The sequence below is a fragment of the Mycobacterium sp. NGS57 genome (assembly GCF_059812405.1).
Map to the genome: position 1 here is coordinate 1 of NZ_JCALCP010000001.1, position 26,119 is coordinate 26,119.

The window sequence follows — 26,119 nt, forward strand, 5'->3', positions numbered from 1 at the left end:
CCTCGCGACCGTCACTAGGTCGGATGGTGACGGCCCGCAGCGCCCGGCTTCGCCGCGCTCGCGACCGTCACTAGGCTCAAACGAATGCGCCTCGGTCGAATCGCCAGCCCGGACGGTGTCGCCTTCGTCAGCATCGAGGGCGAACTCGACGAACCCGCCGCGCTGATCGCCAGGGAGATCGCCGAGCACCCGTTCGGCACCCCGACGTTCACCGGTCGCTCCTGGCCGCTCGCCGATGTCCGGTTGCTGGCGCCGATGCTGGCCGGCAAGGTGGTCTGCGTCGGCAAGAACTACGCCGACCACATCGCGGAAATGGGCGCGACGACCGGGCCCGCACCGGCTGATCCGGTGATATTCCTCAAACCCAACACCGCGATCATCGGGCCGAACGTACCGATCCGGTTGCCGGCCAACGCATCACCGGTGCACTTCGAAGGCGAGCTGGCGGTCGTCATCGGCCGCGCCTGCAAGGACGTCCCCGCCGCCTGCGTCGCCGAGAACATCCTCGGCTACACGATCGGCAACGACGTCTCGGCGCGCGACCAGCAACAGGCCGACGGTCAATGGACCCGCGCCAAAGGCCACGACAGCTTCTGCCCGGTGGGGCCGTGGATCGTCACCGATGTCGACCCGGCCGATCTCGAACTGCGCACCGAGGTCAACGGCGAGGTGAAGCAGCACAGCCGCACCTCGCTGATGATCCACGACGTCGGCGCCATCGTGGAGTGGATCTCGGCCGTGATGACCCTGCTGCCCGGCGATCTCATCCTCACCGGCACACCGGCGGGCGTCGGCCCCATCGAGGACGGGGACACCGTCTCCATCACCGTCGAGGGAATCGGCAGCCTCACCAACCCCGTTGTCCGCAAAGGAAATTCGTGACCGCAACAACCCCTGTCCGGGTCCGGTTCTGTCCGTCGCCCACCGGCACCCCGCACGTCGGGATGGTTCGCACCGCCCTGTTCAATTGGGCCTACGCCCGACACACCGGCGGCACCTTCGTCTTTCGCATCGAGGACACCGACGCCCAGCGCGACACCGAGGAAAGCTATCTGGCACTGCTCGACGCGCTGCGCTGGCTCGGCCTCGACTGGGACGAGGGACCCGAGGTCGGCGGGCCCTGCGGCCCGTACCGCCAGTCGAAGCGCGGCGAGATCTACGCCGACGTGGTCGCCAAGCTGCTCGAGGCCGGGGAGGCCTACTACGCGTTCTCGACGCCGGAGGAGGTCGAGGCGCGCCACGTCGCCGCCGGCCGCAATCCCAAGCTGGGCTACGACAACTTCGACCGGCAGCTGACCGATTCCCAGCGCGCGGCGTTCCTGGCCGAGGGCCGCAACCCCGTCGTGCGGCTGCGCATGCCCGACGAGGACCTCGGCTGGGACGACCTGGTGCGCGGGACCACCACCTTCGCGGCGGGCAGCGTGCCCGATTTCGCGCTGACCCGCGCGAGCGGAGATCCGTTGTACACCTTGGTGAACCCGGTCGACGACGCGCTGATGAGAATCACCCACGTGCTGCGCGGCGAGGACCTGCTGCCGTCGACCCCGCGCCAGCTCGCGCTGTATCAGTCGCTGATCCGGATCGGGGTCGCCGAGCGCACGCCGCAATTCGCCCACCTCCCAACGGTGTTGGGGGAGGGAACCAAGAAGCTCTCCAAGCGCGATCCGCAGTCGAACCTGTTCGCCCACCGCGACCGGGGCTTCATCCCCGAGGGATTGCTGAATTACCTTGCGTTGCTGGGCTGGGCGATCGCCGACGATCGCGACCTGTTCAGCCTTGACGAAATGGTGGCCGCGTTCGACGTCGCCGACGTCAATTCCAACCCCGCGCGCTTCGACCAGAAGAAGGCCGACGCGCTCAACGCCGAGCACATCCGGATGCTGGACGCCGACGACTTCACCGCGCGGCTGCGTGACTATTTCGGCGCGCACGGGCATCAGCCCGGACTGGACGATGCCGCGTTCGCCGTCGCCGCGGAGCTCGTGCAGACCCGCATCGTGGTTCTCGGCGACGCGTGGGAGCTGCTGAAGTTCCTCGACGACGGCGCCTACGCGATCGATCCCAAGGCCGCGGCCAAGGAGCTCGGACCCGACGGTATCGCGGTCGTCGACGCGGCGCTGGCCGCGCTGGAGTCGGTCACGGACTGGACCGCCGAGCCGATCGAGGCCGCGCTCAAGTCCGCGCTCATCGACGGCCTGGGGCTCAAACCACGCAAGGCGTTCGGCCCGATCCGCGTCGCCGCGACGGGAACGACCGTCAGCCCGCCGCTGTTCGAATCGCTGGAGCTGCTGGGCCGCGAGCGCAGCCTGGGGCGGTTGCGGGCCGCGCGCGACGGCACCTGACCGACGCCGCCCGAATCTTTGGTAGTCTGCACTGCGGTTTTCACAACGGCCCACAACGGCCGGCGGCGTCGTTCGCGGAACGCGCTGACCAGCGGTTTTAGGCAGCCAATGGGGTATGGTGTAATTGGCAACACAGCTGATTCTGGTTCAGCCATTCTAGGTTCGAGTCCTGGTACCCCAGCAAAGTCGCAGCACCGCTTGCGATTAGGAGCGTCATCGCCGGTGAGCTATGCTGGCAGCTCGGATCGGTTCTGGCCCCGTCGTCTAGCGGCCTAGGACGCCGCCCTCTCACGGCGGTAGCGTGGGTTCGAATCCCATCGGGGCTACACAATTTACTGGCCGGTCCCCAGCACGGCCGGTGCGGTCGACCCGCCGACCGGCATGGGCGGCATCCCCAGCTTGCGGTGATCCCACGAACGCGTGCGCCGCGCCACGATGCGCACGCAGACCCGCTTGTTCATCATCTGCTCGACGAACGGCTTCATGTCGTCGCTGTAGGGCCCGGTGTAGCGCTCCCACACGCTGACCCCGACGCGATGCGCGACGTCGGGATCGTCGACGATTTCGGCGACGCCCTCGAAGGACACCCCGCGCAACGTGTCGTAGGTGTGGCCGCCCTCGATCAAGAACGTCACCCGCGGATCCCGGTTGAGGTTGACGGCCTTCTGCGACTTCGCCTTGGTCTCCAGCCAGATCTCGTCATCGACCACCGCGTACCACATCGCCGTCAGGTGCGGTTGCCCGTCGGCCCCGACGGTGGCCAGCGTGCCGGTGCGGCTGGCGGTGACGAAGTCGGCGATTTCGGCTTCCGACATGACGATGTCGGCGCGTTGATTGGTTCCCATGGCGGTCAGTGTGTCAGGTCTGGTGCAGCGTCCCGCGAGCAGACGCAGAAGTTAGAGCCGGCGGGACAACGCATCGGCGGCCGAAAGCAGATCGGCGGCCCAGCGCACCCCCGGGCGCCGGCCGATTCGGTCGACGGGCCCGGACACCGAGATTGCCGCCACGACGGCCCCCCGGCCGTCACGCACCGGCGCCGACACGCTGGCCACTCCGGCCTCGCGCTCGGCCACGCTCTGCGCCCAGCCGCGGCGGCGAACGTCGGCCAGCGCGCGGTCGGTGAACTTCGCCGACGGCAGCACGGCTTTCTGGACCGCGGCGTCGGCGTAGGCGAGAAGCACCTTGGCGCCCGAGCCCGCCGTCATCGGCAGCCGCGCCCCGACCGGGACCGTATCGCGAAGACCCGCAGCCGGTTCCACGGCGGCCACGCAGACCCGCGACGTGCCCTCGCGGCGATACAACTGCACGCTCTCGCCGGTGGTCTCACGCAGCGCCGGCAGCACAGCCGCGCTCGCCGCCAGCAGCGGATCGTTGACACGCGCGGACAGTTCGGTGATCGCCGGGCCCAGCCGCCAGCGCCCTTCGTCGTCGCGGGCCGCCAGCCGATGAACTTCGAGGGCGGCCGCCAGCCGGTACGCGGTGGCCCTGGGCAACTCGGTTCGATCGCACAGTTCGGCCAGGCCGCACGGGGATTCCGCGATCGTGCGCAACACCACCACCGCTTTGTCGAGGACGCCGATGCCGCTATGCTGTCTCATATCAAGATACTAACGTCTCATAATGTGAGATCAAGCCGAACGAGAGAAGCACATGTCCAACCCGCGCACGCTGGCCGAAAAGGTCTGGGACGATCACGTTGTGGCATCCGGGGGTTCCGACGCGCCGGACCTGATCTACATCGACCTGCACCTGGTGCACGAGGTCACCAGCCCGCAGGCCTTCGACGGCCTGCGCCTGGCCGGCCGGCCGGTGCGGCGGCCCGACCTGACGCTGGCCACCGAGGATCACAACGTGCCCACCATCGACATCGACAAGCCGATCGCCGACCCGGTGTCGCGCACGCAGGTCGAAACACTGCGGCGCAACTGCGAGGAATTCGGCGTCCGGCTTTATCCGATGGGCAACATCGAGCAGGGCATCGTGCACGTCGTCGGCCCCCAATTGGGGCTCACCCAACCGGGAATGACGATCGTCTGTGGTGACAGTCACACGTCCACGCACGGTGCGTTCGGCGCGCTGGCGATGGGGATCGGCACCTCGGAGGTCGAGCACGTGCTGGCCACCCAGACCTTGCCGCTGCGACCGTTCAAGACGATGGCGGTCAATGTCGACGGGCCACTGCCCGCCGGCGTGACGGCCAAGGACATCATCCTCGCGCTGATCGCCAAGATCGGCACCGGCGGCGGGCAGGGGCATGTCATCGAATACCGCGGCAGCGCCATCGAATCGCTGTCGATGGAAGGCCGGATGACGGTCTGCAACATGAGCATCGAGGCCGGCGCGCGCGCGGGCATGGTGGCGCCCGACGAGACGACGTATGAGTTTCTGCGTGCCCGCCCGCACGCGCCGACGGGCGGGCAATGGGACGCGGCGGTGTCCTACTGGCAGCAGTTGCGCACCGATCCCGGCGCGGTCTTCGACACCGAGGTCTATCTCGATGCGGCCTCGCTGAGCCCGTTCGTCACCTGGGGGACCAATCCCGGCCAGGGCGTTCCGCTGGGCGCCGCCGTCCCGGACCCCGAACTGATCCCCGACGACGGCGAGCGCCAGGCCGCCGAGAAAGCATTGGCGTACATGGACCTTCGGCCGGGAACGCCGATGCGCGACGTCCGCGTCGACGCGGTGTTCGTCGGCTCCTGCACCAACGGGCGCATCGAAGACCTGCGCGTCGTGGCCGACGTGTTGCGTGGCCGCAAGGTCGCCGACGGGGTCCGCATGCTCGTCGTGCCGGGCTCCATGCGGGTGCGCGCGCAGGCCGAAGCCGAAGGGCTGGGCGAGGTTTTCACCGCCGCTGGCGCCGAATGGCGCCAGGCCGGATGCTCGATGTGCCTGGGCATGAACCCCGATCAGCTCGCGCCGGGGGAGCGGTGCGCGGCGACGTCCAACCGGAACTTCGAAGGGCGGCAGGGCAAAGGCGGGCGCACCCATCTGGTGTCGCCGGCCGTCGCCGCGGCAACGGCGGTGCGGGGCACGCTGTCCGCGCCGGCCGACTTGAACTCCAACTGAGTTGAAACGAGGACGAAAATGCAAGCCTTTCGCATCCACACCGGCATCGGGGTGCCGTTGCGCCGATCAAATGTCGACACCGACCAGATCATTCCCGCGGTGTTTTTGAAGCGAGTCACCCGAACCGGTTTCGAGGACGGCCTGTTCGCCACGTGGCGCTCGGATCCCTCATTCGTGCTCAATCTCAGTCCCTTTGACCGCGGCTCGGTTCTGGTGGCGGGGCCCGATTTCGGCACCGGCTCGTCGCGCGAGCACGCGGTGTGGGCGCTCATGGACTACGGCTTCCGGGTGGTCATCTCATCTCGATTCGGTGACATTTTCCGGGGCAACGCCGGGAAGGCGGGGCTGTTGGCGGCCGAAGTTTCGCAAGACGGCGTCGAACTACTTTGGAAGCTGATCGAGCAGAACCCGGGCTTGGAAATCACTGCCAATCTTCAAGATCGAAATATCACCGCGGGAACGACGGTGCTGCCGTTCAAGATTGACGACCACACGGCCTACCGGCTTCTCGAAGGTCTCGACGACATAGCCCTTACGCTGCGGAAACTCGACGAGATTGAGGCATTCGAAGGCGCGCGTCCCCAGTGGAAGCCGCGCACGCTGCCCACCTCCTGATGGGCCCGAGGAGCGGATTTTCTTCTCGCTGAGCTAAGTAAACCCGGCCGATTTCCACTTCCGCCACCGGTCAAGGGCGGCAACCGGATTGCGAAAAACCTCGTTCGACCGGTCCTGAAATTGCGCGTGGCTCTTGGAAATTTGTCGGGTGAGGGTTTACCGTGTCCACTAGTCGGTTCCCAAAACGAGGACCACTAGCTTCGGAGGGTTTGGATGAACAAAGCAGAGCTCATTGACGTGCTCACACAGAAATTGGGCTCGGACCGTCGGCAGGCGACTGCTGCCGTCGAGAATGTCGTCGACACCATTGTGCGCGCGGTGCACAAGGGCGACAGTGTCACCATTACCGGGTTCGGCGTGTTCGAACAGCGCAAGCGCGCGGCGCGGGTTGCCCGCAATCCGCGCACTGGCGAAACGGTGAAGGTGAGGCCGACATCGGTCCCCGCGTTCCGGCCCGGTGCCCAATTTAAAGCGGTTGTCTCTGGCGCACAGCGCCTCCCGTCGGAAGGACCAGCAGTGAAACGTGGTGTTGTATCGGGCGGTGCGGCCAAGAAGGCGGCGAAGAAGGCACCGGCCAAGAAGGCGGCGGCCAAGAAGACCGCGGCCAAGAAGGCGGCGAAGAAGGCTCCGGCTAAGAAAGCCGCGGCCAAGAAGACCGCCACCAAGAGGGCGCCGGCCAAGAAGGCTGCGGCCAAGAAGTCGCCGGCCAAGAAGGCCGCGACCAAGAGGGCTACGAAGTCAGTGGCCAAGAAGGCTGCGGCCAAGAAGTCGCCGGCAAAGAAGGCCGCGACCAAGCGGGCGCCGGCCAAGAAGGCGGCATCAAAGAGCCCGGCCCGCAAGGCTCCTGCCAAGAAGGCGGCCTCGCGGCGCGGCCGCCGGTAAGAGGTTCCACGCGCGAATGCCCTTCGGGGTGGCAGCGATGCCACCCCGGGGGCATTCGCCGTTAGGCCCGCACGTTGGCGGCCAGTGCGCCGCCGATGTGGTCGGCCGCCACGAGTCGGCCCGCTGACAACGACAGCACCCACGTGCTGCCTTTGTGGTTGCGGGACTTGTCGGGACGCACCCCGTCGCGTTCGGACCACCAGGTGATGAGGTCCGGAATCACCTTGCCCTGTGTGCAAATCACCGGGGTGCCGTCCTCCTCGGCGATGGCCAGCATGCGGCGGCGCGCGCGTTTGGGGTTCTTCGCGTAGGACTCCTCGGTCAGGGTGGGCTCGTTGTGCACGGCGACACCGAGTGCGTCGGCGAGCGGTTCGACGGTCTGGTGGCAGCGCAGCCGGTCCGCCGCATACACGTCGGAGGCGCCGAATGCCAGCAGCTGCGGAACGAGCGCCTGCGCCTGGGCGCGGCCCCGCTTGTCCAGCGGTCGTTTGGTGTCGTCGCCGGAGAACCGCGACTTGCGGCCCGCGGTGGCGTGCCGCACCACCAGTACGGTGTGTGTGTTCGCTGGCCGCTTTCCGAAGCGGCGCAACGTCTTTCGATCCTGTGTGTAGTCGAGTCGCTTCATCGCGTCGGCGACCGGTAGCCAGACGAGGTGGTCGACCTCGTCGTTGGGCGTGAATTCGCCGTCGGCGCAGCGCGCCGCCCAGTACTGGACTTTCTTGATGCCCTGGTCGATCGGGTAACTCACGTTGTTCAGCCGCCTGCCCAAAACGGCGTGGTGACCGGTCTCCTCGAAGATTTCCCGCACGGCCGCTGCCGGCGCTGTTTCGCCGGGATCCACTTTGCCCTTCGGCAGCGACCAGTCGTCGTAGCGCGGCCGGTGGATCACCGCGACCTCGAGTGCCGCCGCGTCGGGGCCGGCCGTTCGCCACAGCACCGCACCCGCGGCGTACACGACCCGGCTCCCCGAGGAGCTCTCGTTCGACACCTAAACTCCTGCAGGTCAATTCGGCAAGGGGCGCGCGAGCTGGAAAGCTACCACACGGTGGTTACGGGCTGCGGTGGCGCTCCATCAGGGACACCTGATGGTCGCGCACGGTGTGGCCCTCCTGGGGCGACGCGGTCCACTGCCCGTCGGAACCCAGCTCCCAGCACCGGGTCGACGGGTCGAGCGCGGATTCGAACAACTCGTCGAGCTGCGCGGTCAGCTTGGGGTCCTTGACCTGAACCAGTACCTCGATGCGGCGGTCGAGATTGCGGTGCATCATGTCGGCGCTGCCGATCCAGAATTCGTTGATGGCGTGGAAGTGCATGATGCGCGAGTGCTCCAGGAAACGGCCCAGAATCGAGCGGACCGAGATGTTTTCGGAGAAGCCTTCGGTGCCGGGGCGCAGCGCGCAGATGCCGCGCACCACGACCTCGACGCGCACCCCGGCCTGCGACGCGTGGTAGAGCGCATCGATGACCTGCTCGTCGACCAGGGCGTTCATCTTGAGCCGGATCCGCCCGTCACCGCGTTCGCGGTGCGCGGCGACCTCGCGCTCGACGCGTTCGATGATCCCCGCGCGGATGCCCTGCGGGGCGACCAACAGGTTGCGGTAGGAGACCTTGCGGGAGTACCCGGTAAGCGAATTGAACAAGTCGGTGAGGTCGGCGCCGATGTCGGGGGCGGCGGTGAGCAGCCCGACGTCCTCGTACAGCCGCGCCGTCTTGCTGTTGTAGTTGCCGGTCCCGATGTGGCAGTAGCGCCGGATCGTCGAGCCTTCGCGGCGCACCACCAAGCAGGTCTTGCAGTGTGTCTTCAGCCCGACGAGCCCGTACACCACGTGCACGCCCGCTTGCTCGAGCGCGCGCGCCCACTGGATGTTGGCCTGCTCGTCGAAGCGCGCCTTGATCTCGACGAGTGCGACCGCCTGCTTGCCCGCCTCGGCGGCTTCGATGAGCGCGCGGACGATCGGCGAATCACCGGAGGTGCGGTACAGCGTCTGCTTGATCGCCAGCACGTTGGGGTCGGCGGCGGCCTGCTGGATGAATCGCTGCACGCTGGTGGAGAACGAGTCGTACGGATGGTGCACCAGCACATCGCCTTCGCGCAGGGTCGCGAAGATGCTCTTGGGTGTTTCGCGGTCGGCGAAGGCGGGGTGGGTGTCGGGAACGAACGCCGGGTCTTTGAGCGCCGGCCGGTCCAGCCCGTAGATCTGCCACAGCGACGCGAGGTCGAGCAGTCCGGGCACCTCGATGACGTCGCCGGGATCCACGTCGAGTTCGCGCAGCAGCAACTCCAGCATGCCTTCGGTCATGTCGTCGGCGATCTCAAGGCGCACCGGCGGCCCGAAGCGCCGCCGCGCCAATTCCCGTTCCAGCGCCTGCAACAGGTCCTCGTCGCGGTCTTCCTCGACCTCCATGTCGGCGTTGCGGGTGATCCGGAACGCGTGATGCTCGACGATCTCCATGCCCGGGAAGAGCACCGGAAGGAAGGCCGCGATCAGTTCTTCCATCGGCAGGTACCGGATGCCCTGACCCTCACCCGTCTCGCCGCCGCCGCGGTCGGCCAATTCGACGAAGCGGTCGACGTTGTTGGGCACCTTCACGCGGGCGAAGTGCTGGCCGCCGTCCTCGGGTTGGCGCACGGTGACCGCCAGGTTCAGGCTCAGGCTGCTGACGAACGGGAACGGGTGCGCGGGGTCCACCGCCAACGGCGTGAGGACGGGGAAGACCTGCTCGTTGAAATAGGTCGACAGTTGGTCGCGCTCAGCCTGATCCAGATCGGCCCACGTGACGATGTGGATGCCTTCCTCGGCGAGCGCGGGCCGCACCGAGTCGAGGAACACCCGCGCGTGCCTGGTGGCGATCCGCTGGGTCTGCTCGCCGATGCGTGCCAGCTGCTCGCGCGGGGTCAGGCCGTCGGCGGAGCGGACCGAGAGCCCCATCTCGTCGCGGCGCTTGAGGCCGGCCACCCGCACCATGTAGAACTCGTCGAGGTTGGAGGCGAAGATGGCCAGGAATTTCGCTCGCTCCAGCAGCGGCAGCGAGTTGTCGGCGGCCAGGGCCAGCACGCGGGCGTTGAAGTCCAGCCAGCTCAGTTCCCGGTTGAGGTAACGGTCCTCGGGCAGCTCGTCGGCGATCGCGGCGGGGGTGGCCGCCGGCGGTGCCGTCACGCCGGATCCACCCGACTTCCACACCGTCTGGTCGGGCCGGGCCTCGGCTTCGGTTTCGGTCACTAAACGATCATTGCTCATCACCGGCCGCCGCTGCCACCGCTGAGTCCCCGGCGTTGAGTGTGAATTCTTGGCGTCGAGTGTGCGTCCCGGGCGGGAGATCCGCCCTCAGGGCCGCCCTGGGTTCACTGCCGGAGCCATGAGTTCACACCGGAAGCCCTGGGTTCACACCGCAACGGCTAGCGCTGCGCGACGGCCCGGGCCGTCGCCGCTCCGACCCCGAGCCGGCGGGCGGCCGTCAGGTCGGCGGGCGTGTCGACGTCGCAGCGCAGCCCGGGCCAAGCGCCGGTCAGCTCGATCGCGCCCGAACGGCGGTGCCGCGCGCACGAATCCGGCCCGAACTGCGGATCCAGTGCGGCGCCGAACGCGCAGAGCGCGGCGGTTCCCGTCGCCATCCGGTCGGCGACGAAGCTGCGCCGGTGCTGGCGCGCGGCCGAAATCGCCTCGGCCAGTTCCTGGGTCTGCAACGCCGGCAGATCACCTTGCAGCACAACGATATTCGAGAACGCACCGGATACCGCCCGCTCCGCGGCGGCGATCGCGTTGTTGAGCGGGTCGCCGTCGCCCTCGGGCGTCGGATCGGCCAGCACACCCGCCCCCAGCTCGGACGCGGCGGACGCGGCGGCGTCGTCGGGGGTGACGACGGTGATCGAGCCCAGCGCGGCCACGCCCGCGGCCGCGGTCAGGGTGTCGACCAGCATGGCCAGCACCACCTTTTCCCGGGTGCGTGCCGAGAACACCGGGGCCAGCCTGGTCTTGGCGGCGGCCAGCCGCTTGACGGCGATGATCAGCCCGACATCGCCGGCGCCGTCACTCGCGCCGTCGCCCCGCGTGCCGCTCATGGCTGCCATCCTGCCAGCGGCGCTACTGTGTAGCCGCCGCGGATTGCGCGGCGACGACGCGGATATCACGGACGGGGGTGTGGATGGCCGGCACGGAGGACGCCGTTGCGGTGATGGGCGCCGGCGCGTGGGGCACGGCGCTGGCCAAGGTGCTCGCCGAGGCCGGGGGACCCGACACCGAGGTGCGATTGTGGGCCCGGCGATCCGATGTCGCCGAGGAGATCAACGCCACCCGGTACAACTCCGGCTATCTGCCCGGCACGTTGCTGCCGGCGGGTGTGCGCGCCACCGTCGACGCCGGTGAGGCGCTGGCCGGAGTGACGACGGTGTTGCTGGCGGTGCCGGCGCAGACGATGCGCGGCAACCTCGAGCGGTGGGCGCCGCTGGTGGCCGGCGGCGCGACCCTGGTCAGCCTGGCCAAGGGCATCGAGTTGGGCAGCCTGATGCGGATGAGTCAGGTCATCGTGGCGGTGGCCGGCGTGGATCCGACGCAGGTCGCGGTGATCTCCGGGCCGAACCTGGCCAGCGAGATCGCCGAATCCCAGCCCGCCGCGACGGTCGTCGCGTGCAGCGATTCCGGGCGAGCCGTGGCCGTGCAGCGCATGCTGAACACCGGATACTTCCGCCCCTACACCAACAGCGACGTGGTCGGCACCGAGATCGGCGGGGCCTGTAAGAACGTCATCGCGCTCGCGTGCGGCATGGCGGTGGGCGTCGGGCTGGGCGAGAACACGGCGGCGGCGATCATCACCCGGGGTTTGGCGGAGATCATGCGGTTGGGAATTTCCCTGGGCGCCAAGGGCGCGACGCTGGCCGGGCTGGCCGGGGTGGGCGATCTGGTGGCCACCTGCACCTCGCCGGACTCGCGCAACCGTTCGTTCGGCGAACGTCTGGGCCGCGGCGGGTCCCTGGAGTCGGCGATGCAGGCCAGCGGCGGGCACGTCGTCGAGGGCGTGACGTCGTGCGAGGCGGTACTCGCGCTCGCGTCCAGCTACGACGTCGAAATGCCGCTGACCGACGCCGTGCACCGGGTGTGCCACAAGGGCCTGTCGGTGGACGAGGCGGTGGCGCTGCTGCTGGGCCGCAGCACCAAGCCCGAATGAGCCGTCCGGCCAACAAGGCCTTTTCACCCGGTAGCCTCTTTAGGTTGTGAGTGCCAGCGAGCGCGTGCGCGTCGCCGTCGTCTTCGGCGGGCGCAGCAACGAGCACGCCATCTCCTGCGTGTCGGCGGGCAGCATTCTGCGCAATCTCGACCCGCAACGCTTCGAGGTGATCGCGATCGGCATCACGCCGGGGGGGTCGTGGGTGCTCACCGACGGCGACCCGGACGCGCTGGCGATCACCAACCGGCAGCTACCGGAGGTGACCGCCGAATCGGGCACCGCGCTGGCGCTGCCGGCCGACCCGCAGCGCAGCGGCCAGTTGGTGTCGCTGCAGCACGGCGCGAGCGACATCCTGGCCTCGGTCGACGTGGTGTTCCCCGTGCTGCACGGCCCCTACGGCGAGGACGGCACGATCCAGGGGCTGCTCGAACTGGCCGGGGTGCCCTACGTCGGGGCCGGAGTGCTGGCCAGCGCCGCCGGCATGGACAAGGAGTTCACCAAGAAGCTCCTTGTCGCCGAAGGAATTCCGGTCGGCCCGCACGCGGTGCTGCGGCCGTCGCGTGCGGCGCTGGGCCTCGAGGAGTGCCGACGACTGGGTCTGCCGGTGTTCGTCAAGCCCGCTCGGGGTGGCTCCTCGATCGGCGTCAGCCGGGTGTCGAGCTGGGACGAGCTGCCCGCCGCCGTCGCCAACGCCCGCCGGCACGATCCCAAGGTGATCGTCGAGGCGGCGATCAGCGGGCGCGAGCTCGAGTGCGGCGTGCTCGAAATGCCCGACGGCACAGTGCAAGCCAGCACGCTGGGCGAGATCCGGGTGGCCGGGGTGCGCGGCCGCGAGGACTCCTTCTACGACTTCGCGACGAAATACCTCGACGACGCCGCCGAATTGGACGTGCCCGCGAAGGTGGACGACGAAATCGCCGACACGGTACGCCAATTGGCGGTGCGGGCGTTTCGGGCCATCGACTGCCAGGGGCTGGCCCGCGTCGACTTCTTCCTCACCGAGGACGGCCCGATCGTCAACGAGATCAACACGATGCCCGGGTTCACCACGATCTCGATGTACCCGAGGATGTGGGCCGCCAGCGGCGTCGATTACCCCACCCTGCTGGCCACGATGGTGGAGACGGCGCTGGCCCGCGGCGTGGGCCTGCGCTAGCTACCGCGCGGGCGCCGGGTCGATCGGCACGGCCGCCATGGAGTGGTCGATCACGTCGGAGAGTTGCTGGATGGGTGTCGGGCCCGTTCCCGCGGGCAGCGTCAGTGCCACGTACACCGGCCGGTCCACCGCGTACCAGGTGGAGCGGCCGGCGTCACCGGCGGATTGGCGGTCACCCGTGACCTGGAACCACTGCACGCGGTCGACGACCTGCAGCGGGGACCCGACCACGAATTCGCCGGGCCGGTCCAGCCCGCAGCGCAACACCACCGGCTCCCGGTCGGACCCGGCGCGCCAGGCCGCCGCCCCCTCGGGCGCCGGGTTGACCAACTGCGCACGTTGATAGTCGCCGAGGCGCTGCGGCAGCGCGCCGGTCAGCGCCCGGCACGCGGCGTCGGCCGCGTGGGGGGCCGGCGCGGCGGGCAGGGCGACGGGCGGCGGCGGCGCGTGGCGGGTGGCCGCGACGGCCAGGATCACACCGATGGCGACGACGGCAAGCGCGACCGCGGTGATCAGTACGGCGCGCGGCGGTCCGGCGTCCGGGGCGGTCGTCACCGCGCGCACCTCCTGTGTCCTAGACGGGCGCGGTCTGTCTCCTAGACTGGCGCGGTCCGAACTTACCGCAGGTCGAGCGCCGGAGGAGGTGGCGTGGTCGACGAAACGTCCGGGACGGGTGAACGCCCCACGCTGCAAGCGTTGGGCGAGTTCGCGGTCATCGACCGATTGGTGCGCGGCCGCCGGCAGCCCGACGCGGTCCTGCTCGGGCCCGGCGACGACGCGGCGCTGGTGTCGACGAGCGACGGCCGCACCGTGGTCTCCACCGATGTGCTGGTGCAGGGCCGGCACTTTCGGCTGGACTGGTCGTCACCGCACGACGTCGGCCGCAAGGCCATTGCCCAGAACGCCGCCGACATCGAGGCGATGGGCGCGCGACCCACGGCCTTCGTCGTCGGTTTCGGGGCGCCCGGTGACACGCCCGCGGCGCAGGCCGACGCGCTGGTCGACGGCCTGTGGGACGAGGCGACGCGGATCGGCGCCGGCATCGCCGGCGGCGATCTGGTCAGCTGCCCGCAGTGGGTGGTGTCGGTGACCGTGCTGGGCGACCTCGCCGGGCGCGCGCCGGTGTTGCGGTGCGGGGCTAAGGCGGGCGCCGTCGTCGCCGTCGCCGGCGAGTTGGGCCGCTCGGGCGCCGGATATGCGTTGTGGCACAACGGCATTAGCGGCTTCGACGACCTACGGCTGCGGCACCTGGTGCCGCAGCCGCCGTATGGCCGGGGAGCGGCGGCCGCGGCCGCGGACGCGCAGGCGATGATCGACGTCTCCGACGGGCTGGTCGCCGACCTGCGGCACGTCGCCGAGGCGTCCGGTGTCGGCATCGACCTGTCCACCGCGGCGCTGGGCGCCGACCGCGACGCGCTGGCCGAGGCCGCCGCCGCCGTCGGCGGCGATCCCTGGGCGTGGGTGCTGGGCGGCGGCGAGGACCACGCCCTGGTGGCGTGTTTCGCCGGCACGGTGCCGCCCGGGTGGCGCGTCATCGGCCGCGTGCTCGACGGCCCGGCGCGCGTGCTGGTCGAGGGCGCGGAGTGGGACGGTCATGCGGGCTGGACGTCGTACTAGTTATTGGGGTGGCTTAAATAGAAGCGTGACCGCGCGCCCGCTGAGCGAACTCGTCGATCCGGGCTGGGCGACCGCGCTGCAGCCGGTCACCGACCAGGTTGCCGCGATGGGGCAATTCCTGCGGGCCGAGATCGCGGCCGGCCGCAGGTACCTGCCCGCGGGGCCGAACGTGTTGCGCGCCTTCAGCTATCCATTCGACGACGTGCGGGTGCTCATCGTCGGCCAGGATCCCTACCCGACGCCCGGGCACGCCGTCGGCCTGAGCTTTTCGGTGGCCCCCGACGTGCGGCCGCTGCCCCGCAGCCTGGCCAACATCTTCGACGAGTACGCCAAGGACCTGGGCCATCCCGAACCGACGTGCGGCGATTTGACGCCGTGGGCGCAACGCGGCGTGCTGCTGCTCAACAGGGTGCTCACCGTGCGGCCCAACAACCCGGCGTCGCACCGTGGCAAGGGGTGGGAGGCGGTGACGGAGTGCGCGATACGCGCGCTGGCCGCACGGCGGCGACCGCTGGTGGCCATCCTGTGGGGCCGCGACGCGTCGACGCTCAAACCCGTTCTGGCCGAGGGTGACTGCGTGGCGATCGAATCGCCGCACCCCTCGCCGCTGTCGGCGTCTCGCGGGTTTTTCGGCTCGCGACCGTTCAGCCGCGCCAACGAGCTGCTGGCCGGCATGGGCGCCGAGCCGATCGACTGGCGGCTGCCCTGAGCGCTTAGGAGCCCGGGAAGTTGACGTCCTTCGTCACGCGCTCCCACTCGTCGATCGACGCCGACGTCGCGGCGAGCTTGTCCCGCATCGCCCTGAGCACGTCGCGGCCCAGCAGCAGCCGCAGGGGAGGCTCGTCGAGCTCGGTCACCATCAGCACCGCCTCGGCGACCTTGCGCGGGTCGCCGGGCAGGTGATCGGCGAATTGCTTGATCAGGTCCTTGCGCGCCGCGACGTCGGCGTAGTCGGCGATCGGGCCCGCCGACTCCTTCATCGACCGCGTCGCCCAGTCGGTGCGGAACGCGCCGGGCTGGATGGCGGTCACCTTGATCCCCAGCGGGCGCACCTCGGTGGCGAGCGCCTCGGTCACCGCCTCGAGCGCGAACTTGGTCGACGAGTAGTAGGCGTTGGGCGGGTTGGCCACCAGCCCGGTCATCGAGGAGATGTTGATGATGTGGCCCGAGCGGCGGGCGCGCATCGCCGGCAGCACCGCCTTGATCATGTCGACGGCGCCGAAGTAGTTGACGTCGAACAGCTTTCGGACCTCGGCGTCCTCACCTTCCTCGACGGCGGACAGGTAGCCGTGGCCGGCGTTGTTGACCAGTACGTCGATCCCGCCGAACGCCTCGTCGGCCGCGGCCAGTGCCGCCGCGATCTGGCCGGTGTCGGTCACGTCGAGCGCGACCGCCAGCGCCCGATCGCCGAACTCGTCGGCGAAGTCCCGCACGGCCTCGGCCCGCCGCGCGGTGACCACCACGCTGTGGCCGGCCGCCAAAGCGGCGCGCGCGATCTCGCGGCCGAAGCCGGTGGAGCATCCCGTGACCAGCCAGCGTCCCATGTCAGGCCGTCCCCTCCGGCAGCCGGCGCAGATAGGCCGCGCGGCGGTCGGCGAGTTGGGCGGCGCGCTGCTGCGGGCTCACCCGGGGTAGGTGGGCGAGCTCGGAGTCGAGCCGGTCGAGGCCGACGACCCGCCCGCGGGCGCCGAGGTTTTCGCGCGGGCCCGCCTCGCCGAACTCCGCCATCCGCAGCGTCAGGATGCCCTCGCGCAGTCCGTCGGAGTCGATCCAGTTCGCCATGCCGGGATCGGTCGGCGAGATCACGTAGGTGTAGCCGCCGTCGTCGTTGGGCAGCGACTGCGCCTTGTTGAGGCTGCCGGTGCGGTCGACGATGTCGAGCGTGGTGCCCCACATGTTGCTCAGCGGCACCGTGAAGTATTCGGCGCCACCGTCGTTGACGTCGACGACGAACGCCTCGTCGGGGGCCAGGTCGAAGCGGCCCATCACGTACACCTGGTTGCGCATCGCCCCGACCTTGTCGGCCGACCACGCCAGGTTGAACTGGTTGGGCGGCATCTTGTAGACGCCGTGGGCGAGCTTGCCGGAGAAGCCGGCGAAGTACGCCATCATGTCTGCGGTGGCCTCGGCCTGCTCGTCGAGGGTGCGCGCCGGCGTCACCGGCGCCCCGCCGAGCCGTCGCACCTCGAAGTGATTGGGGTCGTCGCGCCCCCAGTCCAGCAGGACGTCGCGGATGTAGAACTCGTGCGCCTCGGGGGTGGACCGCACGTGGTTGGGCCGCCCGCCCGCGGGTTGGGCGTCCACGGTGATGGTGAAGCTGCCGTCGGAGTCGACCTGCATGGTGCGCCCGTTGAGCACGTCGACGGTGCCCATGTGGGCGTCCCACAGCGTGAAGTAGTTCTCGGTCATCCGGTGCTCGCCGACGCGGCCGTGGATCTCGTAACGTTCGTCGCCGGAGATCGGGATGACCCGGTACACGCTGTCGGGATTATCGATGCCCCAACGTGACCCGGGGATGCGGCGACCGTCGACGGGGTGCGCGAGCCGGGTGATGCAGCAGACCTTCGGCCGCAGCTTGTCCTGATTGGACGACCACACCGCCGCGGAGAACATCACCTCGCTGAAGGCGTCGTCGAACCGTGCGCGCATCGCCTCGGATGGCTTGGCGCGGCCCAGCCAGGTCTCCGCCACGTTTTGGTAGGCGGCCTTGACGGCGGGGTGCTCGATCAGCTCGAGCGCCGCCAGCTCCTGTTCGTGCTGGGATGGCGTCGCGACGGGGTCGTCAGGCATGCGCTGGTCCTCCAATGTATTCTCGAAAACGTTTGTTGTACAACGTGAATCGTTCGTCGACCTGCTCGGGAAGCAAGCCGTAGTTCTCCAGCCCGTAGGGCGGGCGCGGGACCTCTCGGGGCCGGTGCGCCAGCCAGCGCCGCATGGCGTGCTCGGCAGCGGCGGTCAGCGGCACCCCGACCGCGTCGTAGACGCGGGCCACCTCGCCGATCGGGTCGGCCACGGCGTCGTCGAAGCCGATGTCGGTGACCCGATCGTCGGACCAGCCGTCGCGGGTGGCCATCGCCCGATCGTTGGTCCAGCCCATCCGCTCCAGCCACTGCGCGCCCACCCGGTGCGCATCGACGGTGTCGGCGTGCATCGCATGCAGGGTCGCGTTCAGGCTGGCCCCCGAGGCGATCGTGGTGCGCGGGTCGCGGTGCATGTGCACGACGTGCAGGTCCCCGAACTGCGCGCGCAGCAAGTCCAGATATCCCAGGTGCGCAGGGGATTTGAGCACCCAGCGCTCGTGCGGCAGGCTCCGCTCAGGAAAACTCTGCCGTTTCTGCCACTGCAAGAACTGCAGCATCCGGTGCAGGTAGGCGTAGGCGGGGGTGAAGTCCTGCTCGTCGAGCCAGGCGCGGTAGCGCGGCAGGTGCGCGCCCGACTCGGGCACGTGCGACAAGAACGCGTCGGCCAGAAAGACGATCTCCTCTTCGGCCTCCCGCGCGTACATCGGGTGGATCGCGAACAGCTCCGGCGCCAGTTCGCGCGACTTCGCTTCCCGCGCTTCGCTGATGGCGATCCGGGGGTCGACACCGTCGAACCGATAGTCCAGCCGCGGAGCGACCTCGACGACCTCCCAGCCGTAGGCGCAGACGAACCGCGGGTCGGCGGCCAGCAGCCGCTGCAACAGCGTGGTCCCGCTGCGCATCATCCCGACGACCACGATCGGCGCGGCTACCCGCTCGTCGAGGACCTCGGGGTGGCGGCGCATCCACTCCTGCGCGCGCAGCCGCATGCGCAGGCTGTGCACGAGGCCCGACCGCAAGACGTGCGTGCCGATCGCGTTGAGGTCGGCGCGCGCGTAGTCGTCCAGCAAAACCCGCAGCGGACGCTCGAATTCGCCGGGCCCCCAGTCGGAAAGCGCCTCCTTGCGCTGCGCGTCGGCCAGCACGCCGGCCGGGTCAAAGGGGTCCACGCGTCAGAACTTCAGATGGTGGCTGACGTCGCCGACCTGGTCGACGAACATGGTGCGGCTGTCGAAGCGCCAGACGCCGTCGAGCCGGTGGAAGGTGTCCTTGTAGTGGCCGGTGACGATCACCTGCAGCGGCAACTCGTCGGTGGCCTGGGTGACGCAGTAGTACGACGTGCTGAGCGCCGTGCCCGCGGCCTCGTCGATGTGCAGTTGCACGTTGGACGTGTTGTGTTTGGTCTTGGGGGTGCCGTCGTCGTAGATGCGGGTGGCCATCTCGTACATCTCCCGCACCCGGGCGGTGCCCTCGAACACCGTCTCGGGCGGGCCGTTCTCCACCCCGCAGATGCGGCCATGCTGGAACAGCCCGGCCACCGCGTCCAGGTCGCCGCCGTCGAGGAGCTCCGCGTAGCGGTAGATCAGGTTGGTGATTTCCGTTGCGCTGTCGCCCACGCCGATCATGTTGGCAGACCGGCGACCGTTTACATAGAACCCCCCACTATTCTTGGTCGCCGTGACATCACCGTGGACGCCGGACCGACTCGGCAACCTGACCGGCAAACGAGTCGTCGTGACCGGCGCGACCAACGGCGTCGGGCTGGGCACCGCCCGCGCGCTCGCCAAAGCCGGCGCCGACGTGATCCTGGCCGTGCGCAACACCGAACTCGGCAAGCAACGCGCCGCCGAAATTTCCGCGATCGGTGGCCCCGTCCCGTCGGTGGCCAGGCTCGACCTCTCCGACCTGGCGTCGGTGCGCGCGTTCCCGGGCCTGATCGACGGCGACATCGACATCCTGATCAACAACGCCGGCACCCTCACCGACCGCCGCACCGACACCGTCGACGGCTTCGAGGCGACGCTGGGCACCAACCTGCTCGGGCCGTTCGCGCTGACCAACCTGCTGCTGCCGCGGGTGCGCTCGCAGGTCATCAACGTCGGCTCCGACGCGCACCGCTCGGCCACGCTGCACCTCGACGACCTGCACCTGCGCCACCACAAGTGGACGCGGCTGGGCGCGTACGCGCAGTCGAAGCTCGCCGTCATGCTGTGGGGCCTGGAACTGGATCGCCGGCTGCGGGCCGGCGGGTCCGCGGTCGTCACCCAGCTCACCCACCCGGGCTGGGTGGCCTCGAACCTGTCGCAGATCGGCGACTCCCGGCTGATGGCGCTGGCCCACAAGGGGGTTCTGGCGGTGGCCCAACGGTTGGCCAACGACATCGACGAGGGCGCCGCGCCGACCCTGTACTGCATCAGCGAACCGATACCGCCGGGCAGCTACGTCGGGGTCAGCGGCCGCTTCGGCCTGCGCGGCGGCCCGGTGCTCATCGGCCGGACGCCGCTGGCCTGCGATTATCAGGCCGCGGCGCGGCTCGTGGCATTCGCCGAGCAGGAGACCGGCACCAGGCTGGAGGTCTAGCGATGGGCGAATTCGACGACAAGGTCGCGGTCATCACGGGCGCGGCGCGCGGGCAGGGCCGCAGCCACGCCCTCGCGCTGGCCGGGCAGGGCGCCGACGTCATCGCCGTCGACATCTGCGCCGACATCGACGCGATCCCGTACGCGCTGGGTACCGAAGCCGACCTCGCCGAGACCGTCAAGCTGGTCCGCGCCGCGGGCCGCAAGGCCGTGCCCGTCGTCGCCGACGTGCGCGACCTGGCGCAGCTGCAGGCCGGGGTGCGGACGGGGATCGACGAGCTCGGCGAGATCGACATCGTCATCGCCAACGCCGGGGTGGTCGCCATCGGCGACCCGGACACCGGCTCCCAACCGGTGTTCAACACCATCGTCGACACCAACCTCAAGGGCGTGTGGCACACGCTGCTGGCCACGGTGGATTCGATCGTCCGCAAGGGCCGCGGCGGCTCGGTGGTCCTGGTCAGCTCGTCGCAGGGGCTGACCGGCCGCGGCGGTGACGGCAGCGCCGCGATGTTCGCCTACGCCGCGTCCAAGCACGGGGTGGTGGGGCTGATGCGCTCGGCGGCCAATGCCTATGCGCCACACCAGATTCGGGTCAACTCGGTACATCCCAGCGGGGTGGCGACGCCGATGATCCTCAACGACTTCGTGGTGAACCGGATGATCGAGAACCCGAACCCGGCCATCTCACAGATGCTGCTGCCCGGGGTGCCGTTGGTCGAGGCGCAGGACGTCACCGAGGCGGTGTTGTGGCTGGCCGGTCCGCGGTCGCGCTACGTGACCGGCGTGTCGATACCCGTCGACGCCGGCCACACCGTGATGTAGGCGATCAGCCCCGGACGACCTTGCCGGCCTTGATGCAGGACGTGCAGACGTTCAGCCGCTGCTTGTTGCCGCCGGGACGGGCGACGACGTGCACGGTCTGGATGTTGGGGTCCCACCGGCGGCTGGTGCGGCGGTGGGAGTGCGACACCGACTTACCGAAGCCGGGGCCTTTCCCGCAGATATCGCACACAGCGGCCATGGTTCAAGCTCCTCAAATGTTCGGGGGTCCGGCACGCAGGACAGGCCTGGCGACTCGGGCCAGCCCAGGATACCGACTGACGTGGGCAACCACCAAAACGATCAACACCCGCCCGGCGGCATAGACCCGGCGCTGTCGCCCCGGGTGGTTAGGCTCAATGGGCGGGTTCATCCAGGCCAGCCGGGAGGCTTTCAGGAGAGGTGGGTCGCTTGGGCACGCCGGAGGGCACCATTCGAACGTCGCAGGGCGCGCTGCTGGACGCGGTGACCCTGCGCGACTGGGCGCACACCGCCGTCAGCGACCTGATCACCCACATCGACGAGATCAACCGGCTCAACGTCTTCCCCGTCGCCGACTCCGACACCGGCGCCAACATGCTGTTCACCATGCGCTCGGCGCTGGCCGAAGCCAACGCCGGCGCCAGTACCGATGGCTGTGTGGCCCGGGTGGCGGCGGCCCTGTCGGCCGGCGCGCTGAACGGTGCCCGCGGCAATTCCGGGGTGATCCTGTCGCAGATCCTGCGCGGCATCGCCGACGTCACCGGGACCGCGGCCGCGGACGCCGGCGGCGAGCTCTCCCACCTGGACGCCGCCCTGTTCGGGGCCTCCCTGAGGCGCGCCGTCGAACTGGTCATCGCGTCGATGGGCGGCGACGAGGTCCCGGGGACCATCGTGTCGGTGTTGCGGGCCGCCGCCGAAGCCGTCGAACAGTGCGCCGACGACGGGCTGGCCGCGGCGGTCAGCGCCGCCGGCGACGCGGCGGTGGTCGCGCTGGAAAAGACCCCCCAGCAGCTCGACGTGCTTGCCGACGCCGGCGCGGTGGACGCCGGCGGGCGTGGCCTGCTGGTGCTGCTGGACGCGCTGCGGCACACCATCACCGGGCAGGCGCCACCGCGCGCGGTGTACGAGCTGTCCCCGCGTGCGGCGCCGCCCGCAGCGGCCGCCGCGCCCCCCGCGCCGCAGTTCGAGGTGATGTACCGGCTGGACGGCTGCGATTCCGCGGCCGCCGACGCGCTGCGCGACCGGCTGCAGGAGCTGGGAGATTCGGTGGGCATCGCGCCGTCGACCGCCGGGGGCACCTACTCCGTGCACGTGCACACCGACGACGCCGGCGCCGCCATTCAAGCGGGAATAGCGGCCGGACAACTGAGCCGGATCGTCATCTCGGCGCTGAGCTCCGGCGCCGCCGGGTTGCCCGCGGGTGGCTGGACGCGGGAACGCGCGGTGCTGGCCGTCGTCGACGGCGACGGCGCCGCAAAGCTGTTCGCCGGCGAGGGCGCCTCCGTGCTGCGGCCCGACCGTGATACGGCGGGGGACATCAGCGCCCATCGGCTGGTGCGGGCCGTCGTGGACACCGGCGCCGCCCAGGTGATGGTGCTGCCCAACGGCTATGTGGCCGCGGAGGAACTGGTGGCCGGGTGCACCGCGGCTATCGGCTGGGGGATCGACGTGGTGCCGATCCCGACCGGGTCGATGGTGCAGGGGCTGGCCGCTCTGGCCGTGCACGAGGCCGACCGCCAAGCGGTCGACGACGGCTACACCATGGCCCGCGCCGCCGGCGCCGCGCGGCACGGGTCGGTGCGCATCGCGACCGAGAGCGCGCTGACCTGGGCCGGTCGCTGCCAGCCGGGTGACGGCCTGGGCATCGCGGGCGACGAGGTGCTGATCGTGGCCCCCGACCCGGCCGGCGCGGCGATCGGCCTGCTCGATCTGCTGCTGGCCTCCGGGGGCGACCTGGTGACCGTGCTGATCGGCGCCGGCATCGAGGACACGGCTGTGGGCAACGTCCTGAAGGACCACGTGCACGACCACCATCCGGGCACCGAGCTGATGAGCTACCGCACCGGCCACCGCGGCGACGTCCTGCTGATCGGGGTCGAGTAGCCGTGGCGACGCTGTCCGACCGGCTGGACTACGTCGTGGGCGGCAAGGCGGTGCCCCTCCTCGACGAGGTGTTCGGCATTCGCACCGTCGACGACCTGCTGCGCCACTACCCGCGCAGCTACACCGAGGGCGCGGCCCGCTGGGGGGCCGGCGGTGCTGATCAGGAACGGCCGGAAGAGGGCCAGCACATCACCATCGTCGACACGATCACCGACGCGGTGACGAAGTCGATGAACAGGGAGCCGAGGAAGAAGTACCACCGCATCACCGTCGGCTCCGGGCGCAACAAGCTCACCGCCACGTTTTTCAATGCGGGATGGATCAGTAAGGAGCTCACCAAAGACACCACCGTCATGCTGTCCGGCGAAGTCGGCTTCTACAAAGGCGCCATGCAGCTCACCCATCCCGCGTTTCTCATCCTCGATGGACGCAACCGTGGCACCAGGTCGCTGAAGAAGATCGCCGACGCTTCACACGCCGTCAGCAGCGAAGAGGTGACCTCGGCGTTCGAGGGCCGCTTCTTCCCGATCTATCCGGCCAGCGCGAAGCTGCAGAGCTGGGACATCTTCGCCTGCGTGCGCCAGGTGCTCGACGTCCTCGACCCGGTGCCCGACCCGCTGCCCGCGGGACTGCGCAGCGAGCTGGGGCTGATCTCCGAGGACGAGGCGCTGCGCGCGATCCATCTTTCCGAGGATGAGCGCGAACGACAAAGGGCCCGTGAACGATTGACGTTCGACGAGGCGGTCGGACTGCAATGGGCGCTGGTCGCCCGCCGCCACGGCGAGTTGTCCGAGTCGGGGCCGTCGGCACCGTCGCGGCCGGACGGTCTGAAAGCGGAGTTGTTGCGGCGGTTGCCCTTCGAGCTGACGGGGGGACAGCGCGAGGTGCTCGACGTGCTGGCCGACGGATTGGCGGCGACCCGCCCGATGAACCGCCTGCTGCAGGGTGAGGTCGGTTCGGGCAAGACGATCGTCGCGGTGCTGGCAATGCTGCAGATGGTCGACGCGGGCTACCAGTGCGCGTTGCTCGCCCCGACGGAAGTGCTTGCGGCGCAACATCTTCGCTCGATCACCGACGTGCTCGGCGAGTTGGCGATGGCGGGCCGGCTGGGCGGGGCGGAAAACGCGACCCGGGTGGCGCTGCTGACCGGCTCCATGAGCGCCGCCCAGAAAAAGCAGATCCGCGACGAGGTCGCCGGCGGTCAGGCCGGCATCGTCGTCGGCACCCACGCACTGTTGCAGGACGCGGTGGAGTTTCACAACCTCGGCATGGTGGTGGTCGACGAACAGCATCGATTCGGCGTCGAACAGCGAGATCAATTGCGCGCCAAGGCCCGCGCCGGTATCACGCCGCACCTGCTGGTGATGACCGCGACGCCGATACCGCGCACCGTCGCGCTCACCGTGTACGGCGACCTGGAGACCTCGACGCTGCGCGAACTTCCGCGGGGGCGCCAGCCGATCGCCAGCAACGTCATCTTCGTCGGCGACAAACCCACTTGGCTCGACCGCGCCTGGCACCGCATCATCGAGGAGGTCTCCGCGGGCCGCCAGGTTTATGTGGTGGCACCCCGCATCGACGAGACCGACGACACCGAAACAGATGAGGAGGGCCGCAGGCCTTCGACGACCGCGGTGGGACTCTTCGATCGATTGCGTTCCAGGGAGCTGGCGGACCTGCGGCTGGCGCTGATGCACGGCCGGTTGTCGGCCGACGAGAAGGACGAGGCGATGGCCGCCTTTCGCGCGGGCTCCGTCGACGTGCTGGTGTGCACCACGGTCATCGAGGTAGGCGTCGACGTCCCCAACGCCACCATCATGCTGGTGATGGACGCGGACCGGTTCGGGATCAGCCAGCTGCACCAGCTGCGCGGGCGCATCGGCCGCGGCCAGCATCCGAGCCTGTGCCTGCTGGTCAGCTGGGTCTCCCCGGCCTCGCAGGCCGGCCGGCGGCTGAAGGCCGTCGCCGGCACCTTGGACGGGTTCGCCCTGGCCGACCTGGACCTCAAGGAGCGGCGCGAGGGAGACGTGCTGGGCCGCAACCAATCCGGTCGGGCGGTGACCCTGCGGCTGCTGTCGCTGGCCGAGCACGCAACTTATATCGAGGCCGCCCGCGACTTCTGCGTTCAGACCTACGAACGGGACCCGTCGAGCGCCGAATTGGCTTTGCTTGCCGCGCGTTTCACCGACACCGATCGAATCGAGTACCTGGACAAAGCGTGAACCGGAAACTTCTGCTGTGGTTGGCGGCGGCCGCCGTGCTCGCCGTGCTGGTCGCCTACCAGACCCTGGGATCGACGGCCGCCAGGCATGCCGAGGTCGCCGCGCGCGCCGACGTGCCCACCGTGCAGCCCGGCACCGACGTCCTCGGCGGCGTTGCGCTGGTGCCGGAGCGCCTGCACCGCTACGACTACCGCCGCCCGGCCTTCGGCGACGCCTGGGACGACGACAACGACGCGCCCCTGGGGCACAACGGGTGTGACACCCGCGACGACATCCTCAACCGTGATCTCGTCGACAAGACGTACGTGTCGACCAAGCGCTGCCCGGACGCGGTGGCCACCGGCACCCTGCACGATCCGTACACCAACGTCACCATCGCGTTTCAGCGCGGCGCCAAGGTCGGCGAGGCGGTGCAGATCGACCACATCGTCCCGCTGGCCTACGCCTGGGACATGGGCGCCTACAACTGGCCGTTCCCGGAGCGGCTGCGTTTCGCCAACGATCCGGCCAACCTGCTGGCCGTGCAGGGGCAGGCCAATCAGGACAAGGGGGACTCGCCGCCGGGGCGGTGGATGCCGCCCAACGCCGCGTTCGCATGCCAATACGCCATGCAGTTCATCACCGTGCTGCGCGGCTATCAGCTATCGGTCGACGCGGCCTCGGCGGGCGTGCTGCGCCAGGCCGCCGAGACCTGTCCCAAAGGCTGAACGAGGCCGTCCTCTCGTTGACTCCGCGGCTATGGCGGGGGGCTCTCGCACTTTTGCGCCCT

General features: G+C 69.6%; 25 protein-coding genes and 2 tRNA genes. 16 read left to right on the plus strand and 11 right to left on the minus strand.

Annotated elements, in window-relative coordinates:
* The first annotated feature begins 84 nt into the window (after window positions 1-84).
* The 4 genes from AC5Y43_RS00005 to AC5Y43_RS00020 all read left to right on the plus strand — a co-directional run bounded on the left by AC5Y43_RS00005 (window position 85) and on the right by AC5Y43_RS00020 (window position 2,668).
* Complete coding sequence (locus AC5Y43_RS00005) at window positions 85-882, plus strand: fumarylacetoacetate hydrolase family protein (protein WP_499968026.1); 798 nt, start codon at window positions 85-87, stop codon at window positions 880-882.
* Window positions 879-2,342, plus strand: coding sequence for a glutamate--tRNA ligase (gene gltX, locus AC5Y43_RS00010; protein WP_499968028.1), 1,464 nt, complete (start codon window positions 879-881; stop codon window positions 2,340-2,342). Before AC5Y43_RS00005 ends, gltX begins: the two co-directional genes overlap by 4 nt.
* Window positions 2,343-2,451: 109 nt before the next feature.
* Window positions 2,452-2,523: transfer RNA gene (locus AC5Y43_RS00015), tRNA-Gln, on the plus strand.
* 72 nt (window positions 2,524-2,595) lie between these two features.
* Window positions 2,596-2,668: transfer RNA gene (locus AC5Y43_RS00020), tRNA-Glu, on the plus strand.
* 6 nt (window positions 2,669-2,674) lie between these two features.
* Here AC5Y43_RS00020 and AC5Y43_RS00025 read toward each other — a convergent pair.
* On the minus strand, window positions 2,675-3,187 hold the full coding sequence (locus AC5Y43_RS00025) for a PPOX class F420-dependent oxidoreductase (protein WP_499968030.1): 513 nt from the start codon (window positions 3,185-3,187) through the stop codon (window positions 2,675-2,677).
* A 51-nt stretch (window positions 3,188-3,238) separates the two neighbouring features.
* Complete coding sequence (locus AC5Y43_RS00030; RefSeq protein WP_499968032.1) at window positions 3,239-3,940, minus strand: IclR family transcriptional regulator; 702 nt, start codon at window positions 3,938-3,940, stop codon at window positions 3,239-3,241.
* Between the two features lie 52 nt (window positions 3,941-3,992).
* On the opposite strand from AC5Y43_RS00030, the gene leuC reads away from it, so the two are divergent.
* From leuC to AC5Y43_RS00045, 3 genes are all read left to right on the plus strand, one after another.
* Window positions 3,993-5,408 (plus strand): 3-isopropylmalate dehydratase large subunit, encoded by a 1,416-nt coding sequence (leuC, locus tag AC5Y43_RS00035; protein WP_499968034.1) that lies wholly within the window; start codon window positions 3,993-3,995, stop codon window positions 5,406-5,408.
* 18 nt (window positions 5,409-5,426) lie between these two features.
* The gene (gene leuD / locus AC5Y43_RS00040; protein WP_499968036.1) at window positions 5,427-6,023 is read left to right on the plus strand and encodes a 3-isopropylmalate dehydratase small subunit; all 597 of its coding nucleotides are present in this window, start codon (window positions 5,427-5,429) and stop codon (window positions 6,021-6,023) included.
* Between the two features lie 213 nt (window positions 6,024-6,236).
* On the plus strand, window positions 6,237-6,905 hold the full coding sequence (locus tag AC5Y43_RS00045; RefSeq protein WP_499968038.1) for an HU family DNA-binding protein: 669 nt from the start codon (window positions 6,237-6,239) through the stop codon (window positions 6,903-6,905).
* 61 nt (window positions 6,906-6,966) lie between these two features.
* Here AC5Y43_RS00045 and mutT1 read toward each other — a convergent pair whose 3' ends face one another.
* From mutT1 to cofC, 3 genes are all read right to left on the minus strand, one after another.
* Entirely contained in the window at window positions 6,967-7,893 is a 927-nt protein-coding gene (mutT1, locus tag AC5Y43_RS00050; protein ID WP_499968040.1) for an 8-oxo-(d)GTP phosphatase MutT1, read from the minus strand.
* Window positions 7,894-7,954: 61 nt separating this feature from the next.
* Window positions 7,955-10,147, minus strand: a complete 2,193-nt coding sequence (locus AC5Y43_RS00055; RefSeq protein WP_499968042.1) for an RNA degradosome polyphosphate kinase — start codon at window positions 10,145-10,147, stop codon at window positions 7,955-7,957.
* Window positions 10,148-10,302: 155 nt separating this feature from the next.
* Entirely contained in the window at window positions 10,303-10,965 is a 663-nt protein-coding gene (gene cofC / locus AC5Y43_RS00060; protein ID WP_499968044.1) for a 2-phospho-L-lactate guanylyltransferase, read from the minus strand.
* An 83-nt stretch (window positions 10,966-11,048) separates the two neighbouring features.
* Between cofC and AC5Y43_RS00065 the strand changes: the two genes are divergently transcribed.
* The gene (locus AC5Y43_RS00065) at window positions 11,049-12,068 is read left to right on the plus strand and encodes an NAD(P)H-dependent glycerol-3-phosphate dehydrogenase (protein WP_499968046.1); all 1,020 of its coding nucleotides are present in this window, start codon (window positions 11,049-11,051) and stop codon (window positions 12,066-12,068) included.
* Between the two features lie 46 nt (window positions 12,069-12,114).
* Window positions 12,115-13,224, plus strand: a complete 1,110-nt coding sequence (locus AC5Y43_RS00070) for a D-alanine--D-alanine ligase family protein (RefSeq protein ID WP_499968048.1) — start codon at window positions 12,115-12,117, stop codon at window positions 13,222-13,224.
* Here the strand turns inward: AC5Y43_RS00070 and AC5Y43_RS00075 are convergent, their stop codons facing one another.
* Window positions 13,225-13,779 carry a DUF3515 domain-containing protein gene (locus AC5Y43_RS00075; protein ID WP_499968050.1) on the minus strand — a complete coding sequence of 185 codons (555 nt, stop codon included), beginning with the start codon at window positions 13,777-13,779 and terminating at the stop codon, window positions 13,225-13,227.
* A 93-nt stretch (window positions 13,780-13,872) separates the two neighbouring features.
* Here AC5Y43_RS00075 and AC5Y43_RS00080 point away from each other — a divergent pair, with 93 nt between their 5' ends.
* The gene (locus tag AC5Y43_RS00080; protein ID WP_499968052.1) at window positions 13,873-14,841 is read left to right on the plus strand and encodes a thiamine-phosphate kinase; all 969 of its coding nucleotides are present in this window, start codon (window positions 13,873-13,875) and stop codon (window positions 14,839-14,841) included.
* 25 nt (window positions 14,842-14,866) lie between these two features.
* Window positions 14,867-15,550: a uracil-DNA glycosylase gene (locus AC5Y43_RS00085; RefSeq protein WP_499968054.1), complete on the plus strand. Its 684-nt coding sequence runs from the start codon at window positions 14,867-14,869 to the stop codon at window positions 15,548-15,550.
* A 4-nt stretch (window positions 15,551-15,554) separates the two neighbouring features.
* On the opposite strand, the gene AC5Y43_RS00090 is transcribed toward AC5Y43_RS00085, so the two are convergent.
* From AC5Y43_RS00090 to AC5Y43_RS00105, 4 genes are read right to left on the minus strand one after another with little or no spacing between them, the layout of a single operon-like run.
* Window positions 15,555-16,385 carry an oxidoreductase gene (locus tag AC5Y43_RS00090; protein WP_499968056.1) on the minus strand — a complete coding sequence of 277 codons (831 nt, stop codon included), beginning with the start codon at window positions 16,383-16,385 and terminating at the stop codon, window positions 15,555-15,557.
* A gap of 1 nt (window position 16,386) precedes the next feature.
* On the minus strand, window positions 16,387-17,631 hold the full coding sequence (locus AC5Y43_RS00095) for a hypothetical protein (protein ID WP_499968058.1): 1,245 nt from the start codon (window positions 17,629-17,631) through the stop codon (window positions 16,387-16,389).
* Window positions 17,624-18,811, minus strand: a complete 1,188-nt coding sequence (locus AC5Y43_RS00100; protein WP_499968060.1) for a sulfotransferase family protein — start codon at window positions 18,809-18,811, stop codon at window positions 17,624-17,626. The genes AC5Y43_RS00095 and AC5Y43_RS00100 overlap by 8 nt, the downstream gene beginning before the upstream one ends.
* Window positions 18,812-18,814: 3 nt before the next feature.
* Window positions 18,815-19,258, minus strand: a complete 444-nt coding sequence (locus AC5Y43_RS00105) for a nuclear transport factor 2 family protein (protein ID WP_499968061.1) — start codon at window positions 19,256-19,258, stop codon at window positions 18,815-18,817.
* A gap of 61 nt (window positions 19,259-19,319) precedes the next feature.
* Here AC5Y43_RS00105 and AC5Y43_RS00110 point away from each other — a divergent pair, with 61 nt between their 5' ends.
* Window positions 19,320-20,222, plus strand: coding sequence for an SDR family NAD(P)-dependent oxidoreductase (locus AC5Y43_RS00110; protein WP_499968063.1), 903 nt, complete (start codon window positions 19,320-19,322; stop codon window positions 20,220-20,222).
* 2 nt (window positions 20,223-20,224) lie between these two features.
* On the plus strand, window positions 20,225-21,046 hold the full coding sequence (locus tag AC5Y43_RS00115) for a mycofactocin-coupled SDR family oxidoreductase (protein WP_499968065.1): 822 nt from the start codon (window positions 20,225-20,227) through the stop codon (window positions 21,044-21,046).
* Window positions 21,047-21,050: 4 nt separating this feature from the next.
* On the opposite strand, the gene rpmB is transcribed toward AC5Y43_RS00115, so the two are convergent.
* Window positions 21,051-21,245 (minus strand): 50S ribosomal protein L28, encoded by a 195-nt coding sequence (gene rpmB / locus AC5Y43_RS00120; protein ID WP_499964225.1) that lies wholly within the window; start codon window positions 21,243-21,245, stop codon window positions 21,051-21,053.
* A 254-nt stretch (window positions 21,246-21,499) separates the two neighbouring features.
* Between rpmB and AC5Y43_RS00125 the strand changes: the two genes are divergently transcribed.
* The 3 genes from AC5Y43_RS00125 to AC5Y43_RS00135 are packed head-to-tail and all read left to right on the plus strand — an operon-like array spanning window position 21,500 to window position 26,057.
* On the plus strand, window positions 21,500-23,128 hold the full coding sequence (locus tag AC5Y43_RS00125; RefSeq protein ID WP_499969331.1) for a DAK2 domain-containing protein: 1,629 nt from the start codon (window positions 21,500-21,502) through the stop codon (window positions 23,126-23,128).
* A gap of 2 nt (window positions 23,129-23,130) precedes the next feature.
* Window positions 23,131-25,350: an ATP-dependent DNA helicase RecG gene (gene recG / locus AC5Y43_RS00130; protein ID WP_499968067.1), complete on the plus strand. Its 2,220-nt coding sequence runs from the start codon at window positions 23,131-23,133 to the stop codon at window positions 25,348-25,350.
* A complete protein-coding gene (locus tag AC5Y43_RS00135) occupies window positions 25,347-26,057 on the plus strand; it encodes an HNH endonuclease family protein (RefSeq protein ID WP_499968069.1) in 711 nt (236 codons plus the stop codon). The genes recG and AC5Y43_RS00135 overlap by 4 nt, the downstream gene beginning before the upstream one ends.
* Window positions 26,058-26,119: the final 62 nt, after the last annotated feature.